Genomic DNA, 18732 nt, shown 5'->3' with positions numbered 1-18732 from the left:
CGGGCTCGGCCGGTCACTGCTGGCGGCGCAGCGTGCCGGCCGGCCGGCCGCCGGGCACGTCCTCGGACGTGTAGGTCAGCTGGCCGTCGGAACCGAGGAGCAGCCGGGTGGTCCCGCCCTCGGTACAGGCGGGCAGGCCGAGCAGGGTCACGTCCTTCCCGGAGCCCGCTATGTCGGCCACCACGACCTCGTTGCCGGACGGGCCGCCGAACCCGACGAGCCGAAGGTCTCCGGTGCAGTCGATCGGGTCGACCGGCAGGCCCAGGACATTGGTCACCTTCATGTCGGCGTGGCCGACGGTCTGGCCGGTATCGCCGGCGCGCAGGGTGATCACCGCCTGGTAGACGATCGCGCCGTCCTGGGTGGTGACCGTGCCCTGCCAGGTGCCGACGTAGCCGGCGGGCAGGGGTCCGGGCCGCAACGTACTGGTCGGGGCCGGCGTCGCGGAGCCCTCGGGAGTGGAGCGGCCGGGGGAGGGGACCGGGCCGGACGTGTCCAGGGAGATCGCGGGACCGGTGGTCTGCGTGCCGATGTCCCCGTCGTGGCTGCTCGGTGAGCCGTGGGAGTGGCTGACCAGGAGGACGACGAGCAGGACGACGACGGCCAGGCCGAGGGCACCCGCCGTCGCGACCGCGATCAGCGCGCGTCGTTGCGACCCGCCGGCCGGTGGGCCCGCCCCGCCCGCCCCCGGTGGGCCGGGCGGAGTGGGTACCGGACCGGGGTAGTGCCCCGGCGTTGCGACGGTCACGAGCCCTGACGGCGCCTGTCCAGCCGGCGTGACGTACCCGGCCGGCGCCGCATACCCAGGCGGCGGGACGGATCCGGTTGGCGGGACGTGGCCAGCCGGCGTCACGTACCCAGGCGGCGGCGCGTACCCGGTCGGTGGCGCGTACCCAGGCGGCGGGACCGATGCACCTGAAGGGACTGTTCCAGCCGGAGGGGCTGACCCACCTGGAGGGACGGTCCCGGCCGGGGGGATCGATCCGGTCGGTGGGACGGGGGCGTAGGGCGGGCCGGGCTCGCTGGGTGTGTCCAGGTCGAGCAGCGCGACGGCCTGACGGCTCAGGTTCGTGACCAGGTCCGTCGGCAGCCAGCCTGCCGCCATCAGGGCGGCGGCGCCGTCGGGCGCGAGCGCGGACACCAGCGCGCGCGGGGTGGGCCGCGCCGCCGGGTCCTTGTGAAGGCAGGCGCGGACCAGCTCGCGCAGGTCGGCCGGAAGCCCGTCGAGGTCAGGTTCGCGGGTGAGCACCCGGTGCAGCACGGACGCCATGCCGGAGCCGTCGAACGGCCCGGCGCCCGTCGCGGCGAACACCAGCACGGAGCCCAGCGAGAACACGTCGCTGGCCGGGCCGATCTCGGCGCCGTGGACCTGTTCTGGGGCCATGAAGGCGGGTGAGCCGACCACCGCGCCGCTGGTGGTCAGCACCGAGGCGTCGATCGCCCGGGAGATCCCGAAGTCGATGACGCGCGGCCCGTCGGGGCTGAGGATGACGTTCGACGGCTTGAGGTCACGGTGGACCAGCCCGGCGCTGTGCACGGCGATCAGCGCCTCGGCGAGGCCGGCGCCCAGCGCGCGCAGGCTCGCCGCCGGCAGCGGGCCGTGGTCCGCGACCGCCCGCCCCAGCGACGGCCCCGGGATGTACGCGGTGACGAGGTAGGGATGCTCGGAGTCGGGGTCGGCGTCGATCAGCGGGGCGGTCCAGGGACCGCCGACCCGCCGGGCCGCGTCGACCTCCCGGCGAAACCGGGTCCGGAACGCCGCCTCGTCCGCGTACTCGGGGCGGATCACCTTGACCGCGACGGTCCTGCCGCCCTGGTTGCGGGCCAGGTAGACCCGGCCCATCCCACCGGCGCCGAGGGTGCCGAGCAGGCGGTAGCCGCCGACGGCGACGGGGTCCCCGACACGAAGTGGTCTCACGCGCGGCCGTCCTCCTCCTCGACGCAGGGGTCAGCGGCAGCTACAACATCGTCAGTTCCCCGAAGAGGTTAGCGATGAGCGCGCGGACGTGTCGCGGCCGGCTGCCGGCGACCCACCCCGATCCGGCGGTCAGCGGGCGGACTCGGCCGGCTCCCCGGCCGACTTCGCGGCTGGTTCAGTGGTTGGTTTGGCGGCGCTCGTCGCCCAACGGATCCCGGCGACCGCGCCCCAGCCGGCCAGCCGGCCGACGGTGCCCTCGAGGAGGGGCAGGTAGGGCAGCCGCAGCGGCCGCCGCGTCCACACCGGCATCAGGCCGACGGCCGCGGCCGCGAGCGCGCTGTACGGAGCCCGGGCCGCGAGCGGGAGCGGCGCGCTGACCAGCAGATACCGGGCGGCCTGGCGGGCCTGCGGCGTGCCGGCCAGCTCCGGACGGTAGGCCGCGAGCTGCTCGGCCAGCGCGGCCACGGTGCGCGGCGGATCGTCGATGCCGAGCTTCTCGGCCACCAGACCGGTGTCCAGCACGTAGCCGTCCTGCTCGGCCGGGGTCAGCGGAGCGGTGCCGTAGCGCTGGTAGGCGGCGAGGAAACTGTCGATCTCCGCGAGATGCACCCAGCGGAGCAGGTGCGGGTCGGAGGCCGCGTAATGCCGGCCGTCGGGCGCCGTCCCGCGGACCCTGCGGTGCACGCCCCGCACCCGGGCGATCGCCCGTTCCGCCTCGTCCTCGGGGCCGAACGTCGTCGCCGCGAGGAAGAAGCTGGTCCGCTGCAGCCGCCCCCACGGGTCGGCGCGGAAGTCCGAGTGCGTGGCGACCCCGGCCATCGCCAGCGGGTGCAGCGACTGCAGCAGCAGCGCGCGCAGGCCACCGACGAACATCGCGGTGTCGCCGTGCACCCGCCGGATCGGCCGGTCCTCGGCGAACCACCGCTCGCCGGCGGCGTCGAAGATCTGCTCACGCCGACGCGCACCGTCCGGTCCGGAGACCCGGGCGAAGACCTCACCGCCGACCCGGGCGCGAATCTCGGCCGCGTCGACGGGCAGCCTCGGCAGCACCATTACCCCATCATGCGCGCGCCCGCGTTGACCCGTCTGATCCGCACAATGATCGTGAGGACGGACACGCGGGCTGACCGGGCCAGTCGCGGCACTAGGATTTGATCTCATGGAATGCCCCTCCGGCGACGCCAGGCACCTGCTGTCCAGGTATCAGCCGGCGGACGGCGACGAGGCCGCGGATGTCGCCCGGGTGCTGGCCATGGTCGAGAGCACGCCCGACCCCTGGTCGCGCGACGTGTCGCTGCATCTCACCGCGTCGGCGCTGGTCGTCCATCCGGAGACCGGTCGGGTTCTGCTGCGCTGGCACGAGCGGATGGAGAGCTGGCTGCAGATCGGTGGCCATGGCGACCCGGGCGAGGCTGACCCGCTGGCCGTCGCACTGCGGGAAGGCCGCGAGGAGACGGGCCTGGCCGATCTGCGGCCCTGGCCGACGGCCGCGCTGCGGCACGTGGTCGTGGTCTCGGTGCCCGGGAACGCCCGGGAGCCCGCGCACCAACACGCGGACCTGCGCTTCGTGCTGGCGACCGCGACCCCCGACGAGGCCCGGCCGGAGAAGCCGACGACGCCGCTTCGCTGGCTCAGCGTGCCCGACGCGCTGGACGTCGTCGCCGAGGACAACCTGCGCGAAACCCTCCTGCGCACCCGGCGTCTCCTCGGCGTCTGAGCCGGTACCGGCGACGGCGGCTAGTTGCGAGGTTCTCGCAATAACGAGATAGTGGCATCGTGATGACCACCTCGACCGCCAGGGAGGTGTCGTTCGCGACGCGGCTGGCGCAGTTTCGCGACAGCCTCGGCAGCGCGGACAAGCGCTCGCTCGCCGGGATGGCCGCCGTCATCGTGGTGCTGCACGTGGCCGGCTTCGTCGTCCTGCTGACCCTGGTGGCCCCGCACGGCTACCAGCTCGGTGGCGACCACCCGGTCTTCACCGCCGGGGTGGGCGTGCTCGCCTACACGTTCGGGCTGCGGCACGCGTTCGACGCCGACCACATCGCGGCCGTCGACAACGCCACCCGCAAGCTGATCGCCGACAACGTCGCCGCCGAGGCCGCCGGGCGGGGCGAACGGCGCCGGCCGCTCTCGGTCGGGTTCTGGTTCTCCCTCGGCCACTCGACCATCGTGTTCGTGCTGGCCTTCCTGCTCTCCGTCGGCGTCAAGTCCCTGGTCGGCCCGGTCGCGAACGACAGCTCCAAGCTCCACACCATCACCGGGGTCATCGGCCCGTCGGTGTCCGGCGTCTTCCTCTGGATTCTCGGGCTCCTCAACCTCGCGGCCCTGGTCGGAATCCTGAAGATCTTCCGCGAGATGCGCCACGGCACCTATGACGAGCAGGAGCTGGAGCGGCGTCTCGACTCCCGTGGCTTCATGAACCGCTTCCTCGGCCGGCTCACGAAGACCGTCACGAGACCGCTGAACATCTACCCCGTCGGGGTCCTGTTCGGCCTCGGTTTCGACACCGCGACCGAGGTCGGCCTGCTCGTCCTCGCGGGTGGCGCCGCGGCGTTCAACCTGCCGTTCTACTCGGTTCTGGTGCTCCCGATCCTGTTCGCCGCCGGCATGTGCCTGATGGACACCATCGACGGCGTCTTCATGAACGTCGCCTACGGCTGGGCCTTCGCCCGCCCGGTCCGCAAGGTGTTCTACAACCTCACCATCACGACCATCTCGGTCGTCGTCGCGCTGGTCATCGGCAGCATCGAGCTCATCGGCGTCCTGGCCGACCGGTTCACGATCCGGTCCGGGCCGGTCGCCTGGATCGCCAACATCAACCTCGACTACGCCGGCTACGGCATCGTCGGCCTCTTCTTCGTCTCGTGGGCCATCGCGCTGGCGGTCTGGTACTTCGGCCGCGTCGAGGAACGCTGGTCGAGCAACCTGACCTACGAGCCGGCCCAGTCCACCGAGCCCGCCTGACCGAACCGGCCTGGACCTGGTCCGCGGGCGGGGCGGTCAGGGGGTGATGACCGCTCGGCCGCGCAGGGTGGCCTCGTCGAGGGCTCGGTAGGCGTCGGCGACCTGGTCGAGTGTGAAGACCTCGACCAGGCTGCGGATGCGGCCGGCGGCGGCCAGCGCGACCACGGCGTGCGCGTCGGCGATCGTCGAGCCCTGGAAGGTGAAGACCTCCGCCTCGCGGGGCAGGCCGCCGTACCAGCCAGCCCGCAGCCTCCCGCCGGCTGAGCCGACCAGCCCGAACGCGCCGCACGGTCGGACGGCGCCGATGCCCGCCGCGATCGTCGCGTCGGTGCCGACGAAGTCGAGCACGGCGGCCGCACCGTCGCCGCCGGTCAGCTCCTTGAGCGCGCCGGTGGTCGCGCGCGGGTCGTCGCCGACGCCTGGCAGGGTCTCGTCCGCGCCCAGCTCCGCCGCCGTGGCGAGCCGGGCGGGGGAGACGTCGACGGCGACCACGCGGGCCGGGGAGCAGGCCTTCAGGTGCTGGATCGCGAAGCCGCCGAGCCCGCCCGCGCCCAGCACGACCGCGGTGCTGCCCGGCTCCAGCACCGGCAGCACGCGGCGGACCGCGTGGTACGACGTGGCGCCGGCGTCCGTTAGCGGGGCGGCGGCTACCGGGTCGAGCCCGTTCAGCGGGATCAGCGCCCGGACCGGCGCGACCACGTAGGGCGCGAGACCGCCGTCGCGGCCGTAGCCGCGGCCGGCCAGGCCGTTCGGGCAGGCGCTGTCCCGCCCGGCCAGGCAGTAGGCGCACCGGCCGCAGGACGTCGGCGAGACCAGCGCGACGGCGGTGCCGACGGCCGGGGCGACCGCCGCGTCCGGGCCGTGCTCCACGACCGTGCCGGCGATCTCGTGGCCGAGGGTGAACGGCACCCGCCAGCCGATCAGGTCGCCGATCTCACCGGGAATCTGGCTCATCGTCAGGTCCGAGTGGCACAGCCCGTTGGCCGCCACGGCGACCAGCACCTCGCCAGGGCCCGGCTTCGGCACCGGCGCTTCGACCAGGTGCGGCGACCGTTGCCAGGCGGTGATCCGGTAGGCCGGCATGCCGCCGATGCGGGTCATGAAACCTCCTGGGAGGGAGACGACCTGACGGTCCGTCAGATCTGATGTTAGCGTCGGGGCGCGTCGAGCGGACCGGCCGCGCCGCGCGTCCGTCGGCGCTGGCCGGCGTGGACGGACCTGGCGATCACGCAAGGACCTGGCGATACGGAAGGACCTGGCGATGACGACGGACGGCGGGCACTCGTTCGGCGAGCTGCCGAGGATCATCAGCGTGGACGACCACGTCGTGGAGCCCGCGCACCTGTGGCGGACCTGGCTGCCGGCCCGGTTCCGCGACGCCGGCCCGCGGGTGGAGCGGCGTGGCATCGGGACGCTCGCGCACGTCGGCGGCGGCAGCTACCGGCAGACCTTCGACCCGGACGGCCCGCCGGCCGACTGCTGGGTCTACGAGGACCTCGTCTACATCAACAAGCGGCACGTCGCGGCGGTCGGCTTCGACCGTGACGAGATGACGATGACGCCGATCACCTACGACGAGATGCGCCCCGGCTGTTACGAGCCGGCCGCCCGGCTGGCCGACATGGACCTCAACCACGTCGAGGCGTCGCTGTCGTTCCCGACGTTCCCGCGGTTCTGCGGCCAGACGTTCGCCGAGGCCGCCGACCGGAACCTCGCCGCTGCCTGCGTCACCGCCTACAACGACTGGATGGTCGAGGAGTGGTGCGGCGACTCGGGCGGCCGCCTGATCCCGCTGTGCCTGATCCCGCTGTGGGACGTGGACCTCGCGGCGGCCGAGGTCCGCCGCAACGCGGCCCGTGGCGTGCGGGCCGTCTGCTTCAGCGAGATCCCGCCGAAGCTCGGCCTGCCGAGCATCCACAGCGGCTACTGGGACCCGTTCGCCGCCGCCTGCCAGGAGACCGGGACGGTGGTCTGCATGCACATCGGCTCGTCGTCGTCGATGCCGGCGACCTCGGCCGACGCGCCGGTCGCGGTCGCGGCGACGCTGTCGTTCAACAACGCGATGGCCTCGCTCGCGGACTGGCTGTTCTCCGGCCTGCTGGTCCGCTTCCCGACCCTGAAGCTGGCCTACTCGGAGGGCCAGATCGGCTGGCTGCCCTACGCGCTGGAACGGGCGGACGACGTCTGGCGGGAGCACCGGGCCTGGGGCGGGGTGCGTGACCTCGTACCGCAGGCGCCGTCGACCTACTTTCGCCGGCAGGTGTACGGCTGCTTCTTCCGCGACCGGCACGGCCTCGCGTCACTGGCGGAGATCGGTGTCGACAACGTCACCTTCGAGACCGACTACCCGCACACCGACTCGACCTGGCCCGAGACCAAGCGGGTCGCCGAGCAGCTGATGGCGGGCCTGGACGCCGAGACGGTCCACAAGGTCGTACGCGGCAACGCGATCCGGATGCTCGGGCTCGACCTGGCCAGTAGATAGAACAGGTTCTATATTGCTGGCCGGGAGCGACGACTGGAGGGCACGCGGATGGCGAGCACCCCGACGCAGGCACCGGCCACCGGCCCGGCCGAGGCGGCAGGAATGATCACCGGCGTGGACGTCGCGACGCTGTGGGGCCTGCTCGCGCGCCGCGCGGCGCTCACCCCGGACGCGCCGCTCCTGCTCGCCGACGGCGCGGACGGGCCCGTCCGGATCACCTGCGCCGAGCTGGCCGCCCGGGCCGAGCGGGTCGCGGCCGGGCTGCTCGACGAGTACGCCGTCGGGCCGGGCGCTCGGGTCTGCTGGCAGCTGCCGACCCGGGTCGAGACGGCGGTGCTGTCGATGGCGCTTGCCCGCCTCGGGGCCGTGCAGGTGCCGATCATCCACATCTACCGGGAGCGCGAGGTCGCCGTCGCGCTGCGCCAGACCGGCGCGCGGCTGTTCTGCGTCCCCGGGACCTGGCGCGGCACGGACTACGTCGAGCTCGCCGCCGCGGCGAGCCGGGACCTGGTCTACCGGCCCCGGGTGCTGGTGGTCGGCACCGGCCGGGAGGCCCTCCCGGAGGGCGACCCGGCGCTGCTGCCGCCACCGCCCACCGACGGCGAGAAGATCCGCTGGATCTACTACACCTCCGGGACGACCTCGCAGCCCAAGGGCGTGCGGCACCGGGACTCCTCGCTGATCGCCGCTGGCGTCGGCCTCGCGCTGGCGCTGGGCGCCCGCCCGGACGACGTCGGCTCGATCGCCTTCCCTGTGGCACACATCGGCGGGCCGGACTACCTGGCGATGATGCTGTCCGTCGGATTCCCGGCGCTGCTGCTGGAGGCGTTCGTCCCGGCCGACGCGGTCGCCGCCTTCCGCCGCTACGGGGTCACCCTCGCCGGCGGTTCGACCGCCTTCTACACCGCGCTGCTGACCGCGCAGCGCCAGTCGCCGACGCCCGGCCAGCCGCTGGTCCCGACGCTGCGCCTGCTCGCCGGTGGCGGGGCGCCCAAGCCACCGGAGCTGTTCACCGACGTGAAGCGGGAGCTCGGCATCCCGGTCGCGCACGGCTACGGGATGACCGAGATCCCGATGATCACCCAGGGGTCACCGGCGGACAGCGACGACGCGTTGATGTACTCCGAGGGCGCCCCGCTGCCCGGGGTCGAGGTGCGGGTCGTCGGCGCCGACGGCGTGGTCGCGCCCGCCGGTGTCGAGGGCGAGGTCCGGGTACGCGGCGCGACGGTCTGCGCCGGGTACACCGACGCCGAGGCGACCGCCGCCGCCTTCGACGAGGACGGCTGGTTCCGGACCGGAGACCTGGGCGTCATCCGCCCGGACGGGCACGTCACCCTGACCGGCCGGCTCAAGGACGTGATCATTCGCAAGGGTGAGAACGTCTCGGCCAGGGAGGTCGAGGACCTGCTCTACCAGCACCCGAAGGTCGGCGCCGTCGCGGTCGTCGGGCTGCCGGACGCCGAGCGCGGCGAGCTGGTCTGCGCGGTCGTCGAACCCGCGGCCGGCGAGCCGTCGCCCACGCTGGCCGAGCTGGTCGCGTTCCTGCGCGCCGCCGGGCTGATGACGCAGAAGATCCCGGAACGCCTGGAGATCCTCGACGCGCTGCCCCGAAATGCCACGCTGAAGATTCTCAAGCACGAGCTGCGGGCCCGCTACGCGCCCTGAACCCTTTCCCCGGGCGGGAACAGAACGGGCCCGGACGGCTTTCTCGCCGTCCGGGCCCGTTCCCTGTCGCGGTCAGACCGTTGCCGTGCTCAGCGCAGCTTGGCCACGTTCGCCGCGCTGATGATGCCGTACCCGTAGAAGCCGTTGTCCTTGGCAGTGCCCTGGCAGACCGGCGCGTAGCCGGCGTTCTGGGGCTCGGGGTACTGGTTGGCGGCCGGGCAGGCCGTCGGGGTCGCCGTCTGTTCGAGCGCCCGCGTGACGGTCTTCGGATCGAGCGTCAGCCCGCCGTGGGCCCGGTCGGGGCGCCCGAGCTGGCTGACGATGAGCGCAGCGACCCCGACCGCGTGCGGGGAGGCCATCGACGTTCCCTGCAGGTACTGGTAGTACGACGTGACGCCCTTGCTGTCGTCGCGGATCACGAACGGGGTCGTCGGGTTGCCCGCGCTGTCGATGTCGCCGACGGCCGTGGCGACGTTCTTCGGGTAGGCGGCCAGGATCAGGTTCCCCGGGGTGCGGAACGTCGCCGAGCCGTACTGGTCGTCGTAGTCACCGCCGGGCGCCGCGACCGTCGTGTGGGTCAGGCCGTAGTTGCTGAAGTACGACAGCCGCTTGGACGGGCCGACCGCGTTGACGGACAGGACGCCGTTGGCCTCCGACGGCATCGACAGGCACGAGTTGTCGATGACGCGCGAGTGCGCGGCCGTCGCGCTCTGCGGATACGGGTAGTCCGGGCTGGTGTCGTCCGACGAGAGATGGTCGAGGTCGGTCGACTCGTTGCCCGAGGCCGCGATCAGCGTGACGTTGTGGGCCGTCGCGTAGCCGACCGCGCGCTGGGTGGCCGTGATGATCGTGCGCTGTTCGGCCTGCTGCTGCGGGGTGTCAGCCGGGTTCGCCGTGCAGTTGAACAGCCACGGGTCGGTGTAGAACGACATGTTGACCACGTCGACGCCGATGTCCCCGGCGTACGTGATCGCGTCGATCGTGGGCTTCAGGAAGAAGAAGCCCGCGTCCTGGCCGGCGCGGATGTTCACCAGCTGCACGTTCGGCGCGACGCCCGCGATGCCCAGGCCGTTGATCGGCGCGGCGATGGTGGACGCGACGTGGGTTCCGTGGCCGTCGTCGTCCTCGTTCACCGGGTCGATGCAGGACGGGTGCTCACACGGCCCGTCCATCTCCTCGCCGGAGACCGGGTCGGTCGGAATGTCCGTGACGAAGTTGCGGGACAGCTTCGCGTTGAAGTTCGGCGCGACGTCCGGGTGGGTGCCGTCGATGCCGGTGTCGATCACGCCGACCAGCACGCCCTTGTTGCCCGGCTGGGACTTGTACGAGCCGGTCGGCGTGGCGCCGATCATCTGCATGTCCCACTGCGCGCCGGCGAGCGGCTCGGCGGCCGGCGTGGGCTTGCCGGGTGGGCCCCAGCGGCTGGGCGCGCCGCCCGCCCGGGAGGTGCTGCGCTCCCGCTGGGTGAACGAGTCGCCGGGATCGGCCGAGCCGGCGCCGGCGGCGTCCGGGATCGCGTAGCCGATCGGGGAGTTGGGAGCGGCACCGACGAGTGCCGCGTTCTGGTCGGCCTTCGCCTCGAACGCGGGGTCGGTCGAGGTGATGGTCGCGAGGCCCACCTTGGCGTTCTCGGACACCACGGTCCCGCCGAGCGTGGCGATCGCCGCGCGGGCGGACTGGGCCGAGCCGGCGTAGACGACGACGTAGGTCCGGGCCGTGGCGGCGTTGGCCGGGCCCGGCAGGGCGACGGCGGCCGGGACGGCGAGGAGGGCCGCGACGAGGGCTGCCTGCCTGGTCCGGCGCCCTCGGCCGGTACGGCGGTCCTGGGGAGGGGATGAGGAGGAGCTGCGCATGAACACGGTCACCTTTATGGGGGCGGAATGCGCTTGATCCGACGGATCCGCGTTCGACACCGTAGTAGAAGCATCGTGATACAGCCACCAGTTGTGGCCGGTTTTGAGGATCCGTCGTGCATATACCACGGTGAGCACACCGTCAGCCCGCCCCACAGGGTCAGGGTAGTTGCGCCGATGTTTCCTCGGTTTCCCGGAGGCTGATTTCCCCCTGGAACGGCGGGCCGCCTGGAATTGCGCGATTTCCCGTCGGCGGCCCGTTGTCGAGGGTGACGTCAGCCCACCAGCGCGCCTGTCTCGATCGAGCCGGCGCTGGCGTGGACCGCCTCGGCCAGCAGGGCGACCGCGGTCGGGATGTCCTGCTCGCCGATCCCGGCCACGCACAGCCGCAGGTGGCTGGAGTCCTGCTCGCCGACCACGAAGTACCGGCCCGGGATCACCGAGACCCCGAGGCGCGCGGCGCGGGTCGCGACCACCTGGTCGTCGGTGCCCCGCGGCAGCCGCAGCCACAGGCTGATCCCGCCGTGCGGGTTCTCGAACGAGCAGTCCGGCAGCTCGGCGGCGAGCGCTGCCGTGAGCGCCGCCATCCGCACCCGCAGCGCCGTCGAGACGGCCCGCACCTGGGCCGCCCAGCCGGGGCCGGTCACCATCTCGATGGCGGTGTGCTGCAACGGCGTCGGCACGAAGAAGTCGTCGACCTGGCGCATCGCGGCCAGCCGGTTCATCACCGGCCCGCGTGCCACCAGAGCGCCGACCCGCAGGCTCGGTGCGAGGATCTTCGTCAGTGAGCAGATGGTGATGACGTGCCCCGCGTCGTCATCGCGCCACAGCGGCGGCGGCGCGAGCTGGCCATGACCGAGCCAACGGGAGAAGTCGTCCTCGACGACGAAGGCGCCGGCCTTCTCGCAGATGTCGAGGACGGCGCGCCGGCGGTCATGCGCTAGCACGGCGCCGGTCGGGTTCGCGTACGTGGGCTGCAGGAACAGCAGCCGGGCCGAGGTGGCCGCGAACGCCCGCTCCAGCAGCTCCGGGCGCACCCCGTCCGCGTCGGTAGGCACCGGCACGGGGACGAGGCCCGCGCTGCGCGCGACGGCCAGCGCGCCGTGGTAGGTCGGGACCGCGAACAGCAGCGGGCTGCCGGCCGGCAGGAGCGCGCGGAACGCGGCCGAGAGCGCGCCCTGAGCGGCCGGGGTGATCAGAACCTCGCTGGGGTCGGCGCCGATCTGCCGGCCGAACCAGCTGCGCAGCTCGGCGACCCCCATCGCCGGGGGAGCGGCCCAGGCATCCGGGCGGCGCACCGCGCGCGTCGCCGCGGCCGCGAGCCTGCTGTCGGCCCGCAGCGACGCGTCAAGGTAGCCGGAACCCAGCTCGAACCCGTGGGCGCTCGCGCGGCCCAGCACCAGCTCGACCCCGCCGGACCCGGCGACGGGGCTCGCGCCCAGCGCCACCTGCTGCCAGTCGGTGTCCCCGACGCGGGGGGTGCGGCGGGCCGCGACGAACGTGCCGGCGCCTGGCCGGGTGACCAGCACCCCCTCGGTCACCAGCCGGGCGAGCGCGCGCTGCACGGTGACCGGCCCGACGCCGAGGCGCTGCTGCAGCTCACGGGTGCTGGGAAGCCGGGCCCCCACCGCGCGGGCGTCCGCCAGCGCGCGCAGCTCATCGGCGACCTTCTCGACACTGCCGGTGTCGGTACGGCCAGCGGTGTCGGTGCGGCCGGTGCTACTATATTTCATGAGAGGATATGATAGCGCTATCGACAAGTCCCCGTCATCCGCTTTCGGTCGACGGGCTTGGGCACCCTCCGCGCCGCCCGCGACGGCCCGCACCGTCGGCGGCGCGCGGTGACCGCCGCCCTGACCGCTGCCGTGGTCGTCGGTCTGCTCGTGGCTGGCGGCCTTCTGTCCTGGCTCGTCGGGCCTGACACCAGGGATTCGGATTACGGTCTGCGCACGTCCAGGCCGCGTGACGAGTCCATCGGATCCCGGTTCCCGTGACCCGGCGGCGCCGAGCGCGCCGCCCCCTGTCGTATGCGGAGAACGACTGAAGGGCCGGAAGCGATAGCGCTTCCGGCCCTTCAGCGCAGCTGTGATACTCAGACCAGCTGTGTTACTCCGCCCGGCCGCGGTGGCGCCGCCTGACCGGCGAGGCGTGGACCGGCTAGTCCGCCCGGGTCACCGCCGCCCGGCGAACAGATCCGAGCCGCCCGGGTCGGTGCCGCGCTCCGCCGTCTGCTCGGTCGGCCGGCCCGTGGGTACGGGCACGGGCGCGGTCGAGTGCCGGCCGGTCGCCCGGCCGGGGGCGAGATCCGCGTGGTTCTCGTTGATCGTGTTGAACGCGGCGAAGATCACCAGGATGAGCACGGTGAAGGCGATCACGCAGACCAGGAAGGTGAGCGAGATCGGGTCCGTCCCTGGATCCTGCCGCGGGGTCTTCGTGACCGCGACGGTGGTGGCCGCCATACCGGTGTAGTGCATCCCGCAGACCGCGGCCGCCATGACGGCGCTCGCCGCGATGATGTGCTGGATGGTCCTGACCCGGAAGGCGATCCAGAGGGCGGCCAGCGCGGCCACCACGGCGATCGCGAGGGACGCGGCCACCAGCTTCGGGTCGTACTTGATGGAGCTGCCGACCCGCATGGCCGCCATGCCGGTGTAGTGCATCGCGCCGACGCCGGCGCCGGTGAGGATGCCGGCGAACAACAGCCGGGCCTTGTTCCGCGGATTGGCGCCGACGATCGCGAGACCGATCGCCGAAACGCCGACGGCGATGAGCAGCGAAAGCGCGGTCAGGGGCAGGTTGTAGACGATCTCGCGGTTGTCGACGTGGTAGCCGAGCATTCCAATGAAGTGCATGGACCAAATGGCCCCGCCGCCCAGCGAGATCGCCGAGGCCGCAATCCACCGGAACCGTGCCGCGCCGTGCGCCGACGGGATCCGGACGGCGCTGACCAGCGCGGCGAACGAGCCGACCAGCGCGAAGATGACGGAAGTGATCACGAACACGATGTCGTCACTGCCATGCTCGTGCGCCAGCTGAGCAGCTACGGTCACTTTCTTCCCCCCAAGAGTGCAATACGTCTAACTCGTTGCTAGCACACACCGGGTGAGGGGGTCGTTCGGCGCCGAACGCCGCATCTTGATTGGCCGCGCTGCGCGGTCGTCCGTGTGACGAACGTAGTTATTTGATCGTGCAACCACCGACCGGATATGCCTGGGTGTAGAACCCCGTTGCAATCCGTGGCAGACCTGCCTGCCCGATGGTGGGGCCAAGAAGACGGCGAACCAGACCTATTTGATCGCGACCGGGGCCACCATTCCGCCGAGTCCGTTGGCCAACGGTTCCGGGGTCGCAGACAGGAAGAAGGTGTAGATCCCGTCGTCGGCGCAGTCGGCCGCGAGTGCCTCCAGGTCGAAGTTCTGGCCCTGGGTCAGGCCCATCTCGACCAGGTGCAGCAGGTGCACCGGCAGCGGCGCGTCGTCCCGCTCCCAGGGAAAGACCTCGAAGACGACCGTGTCGGTGGCGGCCGCGGCGACGTCGTGCTCGCGCATCCACTCGACCGAACGCAGCGACAGCCCGGCCACCGGCGCCAGGTAGCCCATCTTGTCCCCGGCGTGCAGCAGCCGCATCTGGCCGGTACGGACGAGCACCAGGTCGCCGGGCTCGACGGCGACCCCGGCGAGGTCGGCGGCGGCGGACAGGTCGTCACTGCTGATCGCGTAGCCCGAGTCCAGCCGCTCGACGCCTCGGGCCCGGGCGACGTCGAGCAGCACGCCGCGCCCGAGGATCGGCCCCGCCTTGTCGATGCCGCAGCGGACGGCCCCGGCCGCGGTGACCGTGGCCGCGCCGAAGCCGTTGTAGATCCGCCCGTCGTAGGACGCGTGCGCCAGCGCGTCCCAGTGCGTCGCCGCCTGCACCCCCATGACGACCATGTCGTCGGAGAAGCAGACCTGCGTGGCGTCGCCGGTCAGCGGCTCGTTCAACGAGATCATCGTGCGGATCGGGTTGATCCGGCCGGGGATGAACCCGAGCTGGGGGCCGTTCTGGGAAAGCGGGAGCGCGAGCGAGAAGCGCCTGCCGGTCCGCGCGGCGGCCACACCCCGGCGGACCGCCTCGTCGGTCAGCAGGTTCAGCGTGCCGCGCTCGTCGTCGGATCCCCAGCGGCCCCAGTTGTTGACCTTCCTCGCGAGCGCGTGGAACTCCTCGGGCAACGGCACCGGCGATCTCCTCGGTTCGGGGTCACAACGAGGATCGGACGATCCACATCGCGAAGTACTGGGCGCCGCCGCCGTAGGCGTGACCCAACGCGGTGCGGGCGCCGTCGACCTGGTGCTCCCCGGCCCGGCCGCGCACCTGCAGCGCCGCCTCGGCGAACCGCAGCATCCCGGACGCGCCGATCGGGTTCGACGACAGGACACCACCGGACGGGTTGACCGGGAACGACCCGCCGATCTCCGTCTCGCCGGCCTCGACCAGCTTCCATCCGTCACCGGGGCCGGTGATGTCGTGGCCCTCCAGCCACATCGGCTCGTACCAGCTGAACGGGACGTAAAGCTCGGCGACGTCGATGTCGGTGAGCGGGTTGGTGATCCCGGCGGCCCGGTACAGGTCGTGGGCGCAGTCGACCCCCGCCTGCGGGCGGACCGGGTCCCGGCTCGGGAACGAGGTCGGCTCGCTGCGCATCGCGGTCGCCGCGACCCAGGCTGGCGGGTTCCCGCGGGCCGCGGCGTCGCGGCCGCCGGCCTCATCGGTCAGCACCAGCGCGCACGCGCCGTCGGAGGACGGGCAGGACTCCAGGAAGTGCAGCGGGTCCCACAGCACGAACGAGTCGCGGACCTTCTCCATCGAGATGTCGGCGATCTTGAGGTGCGCGTAGGGGTTCTTCAGGGCGTTGCGCCGGTCCTTGACCGCGACCTGCCAGCCGATGTGCTCCGGCGCGCCGGAACGGCGGATGTAGGAGCGGATCCAGGGCGCGAAGATCCCGCCCGCGCCCATCGAGCCCGACTTCCCACCGGACAGCCCCCACTGGGCGTTGCCCTCGGACTGCTTCTCGAACGCGACCGCGAGGACTCGGCGGTGCCGGCGGGCGTGGATCAGGTGGGACGCGACGATGGCGGTCGAGCCACCGACGCTGCCGGCCGTGTGCACCCGCATGATCGACTTTCCGGCCGCGCCCAGCGCATCGGCCAGGTACAGCTCGGGCATCATGACGCCCTCGAAGGCGTCCGGCGCCTTGCCGAGCACGACGGCGTCGATGTCGGGCCAGTCGAGGCCCGCGTCCTCCAGGGCGCGGCTCGCCGCCTCGCGGACCAGGCCCGCGAGCGAGACGTCGAGGCGCTTGCTCTTGTGATGCGTCTGGCCGATCCCGATGATCGCGCACGGCTCGCCGCTCATCGCGTCTCTCCTTGCGGCTCGCGCTCACCCGGTTCGCGGCTGAGCAGACAGACGAGGTTCTGCTGCAGGCACGGACCGGAGGTGGCATGTGCCAACGCCCGGCCGCGGCCCTGCTCGCGGATCGCCCGGGCGGCCTCGACGACCCGGACGAGCCCGGTCGCCATCACCGGGTTCGCGGCCAGCGCGCCACCCGACGGGTTGACGACGCAGTCCGCCGGCAGGCCGAGCGCGTCCCGCAGGATGATCTCTTCGTGGCTGTAGGTGGCGGACAGCTCCGCGACCTCCACCGGCCCGCCGGCGCCGAGGCCGGCGGCCTGCGCGGCCTTCCGGGTCGACACCGAGTCGGTCAGGTCCCGCATGCCGGGCTGGTGCGGCTCGACGAAGTGCTCCAGGCCGGTGATCCACACCGGGCTGATCCCGTGCTCGGCGGCCAGCCGGTTCGCCACGGACGCCGTCGCGAGCACGAGCGCGCACGCCCCGTCCGTCACCGGCGGCGCGTCGTGCTCCCGCAGCGGGGAGCGGACGTACTCGCCGGCCAGCAGCGCGTCGATCTCGGCGTCCGACGGCGCGGCCGGGCTCGCGGTCAGACCGCGGCCGGCCGCCGCGCCCGCCGGGACCGCGTGGGGGTTGGCCGCGGCGGCCTGCCGGGCTCGCGCGGCGACGGCGGCCAGGTCGCGCTCGGTCGCCTTCCCGGTGTCCAGCAGCGCCCGTGCCTGCAACGCCGCCAGCGACAGCGGGTCGACCCCGAGCGGCGCCAGGTAGTACGGATCGGTCTGCAGGTTCAGCACCCGGGTGAGGTCGCCGGTCGAGGACTTGCCCGAGCCGAAGACCAGCGCCGTGCGCTCGTCGCCGATCAGCAGCCGCACCCAGGCCTCGTGCAGCGCCCAGGCGCCGTCCATCTCGACGTGCGACTCGCGGATCGGAGGCCAGGCGCCGACCGCGTCGAGGTTCGCGACGAAGGTGAAGGTGCCACCGGACAGGTAGTCGGCGCTGCCGGAGCAGGTGAAGTCGATCTCCTTGCGTTCCAGCCCCGCGCTGACCAGGGCCCGGGTGACGACGTCCAGGCACAGCTGCACCTCGGTCGCCTCGGCGAACTCGCTCATCGGCGACAGGGCGTAGCCGACGATCGCGACCGGCTCGCCGAACACCCGTTCGTTGTCTGTCATCTATGCACCTCTGCGTTCACAGGGCTCGCTACGACGGTGGCGTCGAGGCCGGGCCTAGAAGACCCGGTCCTGGTAGCTGTCGACGGGCATGTCCGGCTCGCCGGTCGGGCGCCAGCCGGAGATCGCGCCGGTGGTGGCGCCCCAGCCCCGGTTGCCGAACTCCTCGGCGCTGCGTTCGGCCTCGGGCAGCCAGACCGCCTCGACCCGCATGCCCGGCCGGACGTCCGCGTTGGCGACGTCGACGACGGGTTGCAGGCCCAGCAGCGCCTCGACCTCGTCGAGCAGCACCGAGACCCGCACGAACGGCTCGGTCTCCTTCTGACCCGGATACGCCACCGGGGTGACGATCGTGAAGTTCGTGACGACGCCCCGGTCGGGCAGCACCAGGTCCTGGCTCTCGTCGAGCGGGATCCCGTCGACCGGGCAGAAGTCGCGGGGCGGCGCGTAGACCTTCGCGCAGGTCGGACAGCGCTGGCCGATCAGCTTGCCGGCCATCATCGAGCGGGCGTACCGCTCGCCGGCCGGGGCGAGCGCCTCCTTATAGGTCAGCGACGACCAGAACTCCATCGTGGCCACCGGCTCGGCTGGTTCGGCCCCGGCCCGGGCCGCGGCGGTGGCGGCGTCGACGATCCCGGGGACGGCGTCGGTCGAACCGGCGGTCTCCTCGGGGATGAAGTACGCGAGGTCGTCCGGGCGGCCCTTCGGCTCGGCCCGGAACCGGGCGACCACCCGCAGCCCGCTGCGCAGCGTGCTCTCGGGGGCGTCGACGACGTGCATCAGGCTGGTATCGGCGCCGTCGAGCTGGATCAGCGCGAAGGCGAACGGCCGGTCCAGCGGGTGGCGCGCGTCCGGGACCGGCACCCAGGTCCAGCTCCGGACCGTGCCGGCCGGGCCGACGTCGATCAGTTCGCCGGAGGTGGCCGCGCCGGTGTCCGGGTCGTACTCCAACGGCGGGCAGAGCACCCGGGCGCCGCTGCGGACACCGGTGATCCGACCGGCGGCGAGCGCGGTGAAGTAGCAGCCGACCACCGGGCCGAGGCTGCGGCGGTAGGGGAACTCGACGGTGTTGGTGACGATCCTGGGCACGGTCGCCGCCCCGGGGGTCTCAGGGCTTTCGACCTCGGATGCCCCAGCTGACACGGGCAAGGCTGCCTCCTGGCATCGCGTCCGCCCGGGGCACGCGCCGGCCGGGCGGGGGAGCGACGGATGAACGTGTCGACGGACGAGTCGCGACGAGAACGTGTTCTGTTTCTACCGCAGAACAGGAACAGGTTCTAGCGGAGTCGCCCG

14 protein-coding genes are annotated in these 18732 nt (G+C 72.7%); 4 read left to right on the top strand and 10 right to left on the bottom strand.

The annotated features are described in order from the left end of the window. Positions 1–13: 13 nt before the first annotated feature. Together I6A60_RS18015 and I6A60_RS18010 are read right to left on the bottom strand one after the other, a co-directional pair. A complete protein-coding gene (locus tag I6A60_RS18015) occupies positions 14–1918 on the bottom strand; it encodes a serine/threonine-protein kinase (protein WP_203022337.1) in 1905 nt (634 codons plus the stop codon). 129 nt (positions 1919–2047) lie between these two features. Beyond that, entirely contained in the window at positions 2048–2971 is a 924-nt protein-coding gene (locus tag I6A60_RS18010) for an oxygenase MpaB family protein (protein WP_203022338.1), read from the bottom strand. 106 nt (positions 2972–3077) lie between these two features. Between I6A60_RS18010 and I6A60_RS18005 the strand changes: the two genes are divergently transcribed. Both I6A60_RS18005 and I6A60_RS18000 read left to right on the top strand, forming a co-directional pair. Then, positions 3078–3635 (top strand): NUDIX hydrolase, encoded by a 558-nt coding sequence (locus I6A60_RS18005; RefSeq protein WP_203022339.1) that lies wholly within the window; start codon positions 3078–3080, stop codon positions 3633–3635. A 62-nt stretch (positions 3636–3697) separates the two neighbouring features. After that, positions 3698–4882, top strand: coding sequence for a HoxN/HupN/NixA family nickel/cobalt transporter (locus I6A60_RS18000; RefSeq protein WP_203022340.1), 1185 nt, complete (start codon positions 3698–3700; stop codon positions 4880–4882). 36 nt (positions 4883–4918) lie between these two features. Here I6A60_RS18000 and I6A60_RS17995 read toward each other — a convergent pair whose 3' ends face one another. Beyond that, a complete protein-coding gene (locus I6A60_RS17995) occupies positions 4919–5983 on the bottom strand; it encodes an alcohol dehydrogenase catalytic domain-containing protein (RefSeq protein ID WP_203022341.1) in 1065 nt (354 codons plus the stop codon). A gap of 160 nt (positions 5984–6143) precedes the next feature. Between I6A60_RS17995 and I6A60_RS17990 the strand changes: the two genes are divergently transcribed. After that, complete coding sequence (locus I6A60_RS17990) at positions 6144–7367, top strand: amidohydrolase family protein (protein WP_203022342.1); 1224 nt, start codon at positions 6144–6146, stop codon at positions 7365–7367. A 48-nt stretch (positions 7368–7415) separates the two neighbouring features. Next, the gene (locus I6A60_RS17985) at positions 7416–9032 is read left to right on the top strand and encodes an AMP-binding protein (protein WP_203022343.1); all 1617 of its coding nucleotides are present in this window, start codon (positions 7416–7418) and stop codon (positions 9030–9032) included. 89 nt (positions 9033–9121) lie between these two features. Here the strand turns inward: I6A60_RS17985 and I6A60_RS17980 are convergent, their stop codons facing one another. The 7 genes from I6A60_RS17980 to I6A60_RS17950 all read right to left on the bottom strand — a co-directional run bounded on the left by I6A60_RS17980 (position 9122) and on the right by I6A60_RS17950 (position 18582). Continuing rightward, entirely contained in the window at positions 9122–10885 is a 1764-nt protein-coding gene (locus I6A60_RS17980) for a S8 family serine peptidase (RefSeq protein WP_203022344.1), read from the bottom strand. Between the two features lie 275 nt (positions 10886–11160). Continuing rightward, positions 11161–12618 (bottom strand): PLP-dependent aminotransferase family protein, encoded by a 1458-nt coding sequence (locus tag I6A60_RS17975; RefSeq protein WP_203022345.1) that lies wholly within the window; start codon positions 12616–12618, stop codon positions 11161–11163. 438 nt (positions 12619–13056) lie between these two features. Next, entirely contained in the window at positions 13057–13935 is an 879-nt protein-coding gene (locus I6A60_RS17970) for an MHYT domain-containing protein (RefSeq protein WP_203022346.1), read from the bottom strand. 237 nt (positions 13936–14172) lie between these two features. Beyond that, a complete protein-coding gene (locus I6A60_RS17965) occupies positions 14173–15099 on the bottom strand; it encodes a cyclase family protein (RefSeq protein WP_203022347.1) in 927 nt (308 codons plus the stop codon). Between the two features lie 22 nt (positions 15100–15121). After that, positions 15122–16276, bottom strand: a complete 1155-nt coding sequence (locus I6A60_RS17960) for a thiolase domain-containing protein (protein WP_203022348.1) — start codon at positions 16274–16276, stop codon at positions 15122–15124. Continuing rightward, positions 16273–17442, bottom strand: coding sequence for a lipid-transfer protein (locus tag I6A60_RS17955; protein WP_203055655.1), 1170 nt, complete (start codon positions 17440–17442; stop codon positions 16273–16275). The genes I6A60_RS17960 and I6A60_RS17955 overlap by 4 nt, the downstream gene beginning before the upstream one ends. Positions 17443–17496: 54 nt before the next feature. Further along, positions 17497–18582, bottom strand: coding sequence for a Zn-ribbon domain-containing OB-fold protein (locus tag I6A60_RS17950; protein WP_203022365.1), 1086 nt, complete (start codon positions 18580–18582; stop codon positions 17497–17499). Between the last annotated feature and the right edge of the window lie 150 nt (positions 18583–18732).

The organism is Frankia sp. AgB1.9 (assembly GCF_016786355.1).
GTDB lineage: Bacteria > Actinomycetota > Actinomycetes > Frankiales > Frankiaceae > Pseudofrankia.
The sequence above is the reverse complement of the archived record's forward strand: the minus strand, read 5'-3'. Positions and strand labels throughout refer to the sequence as shown.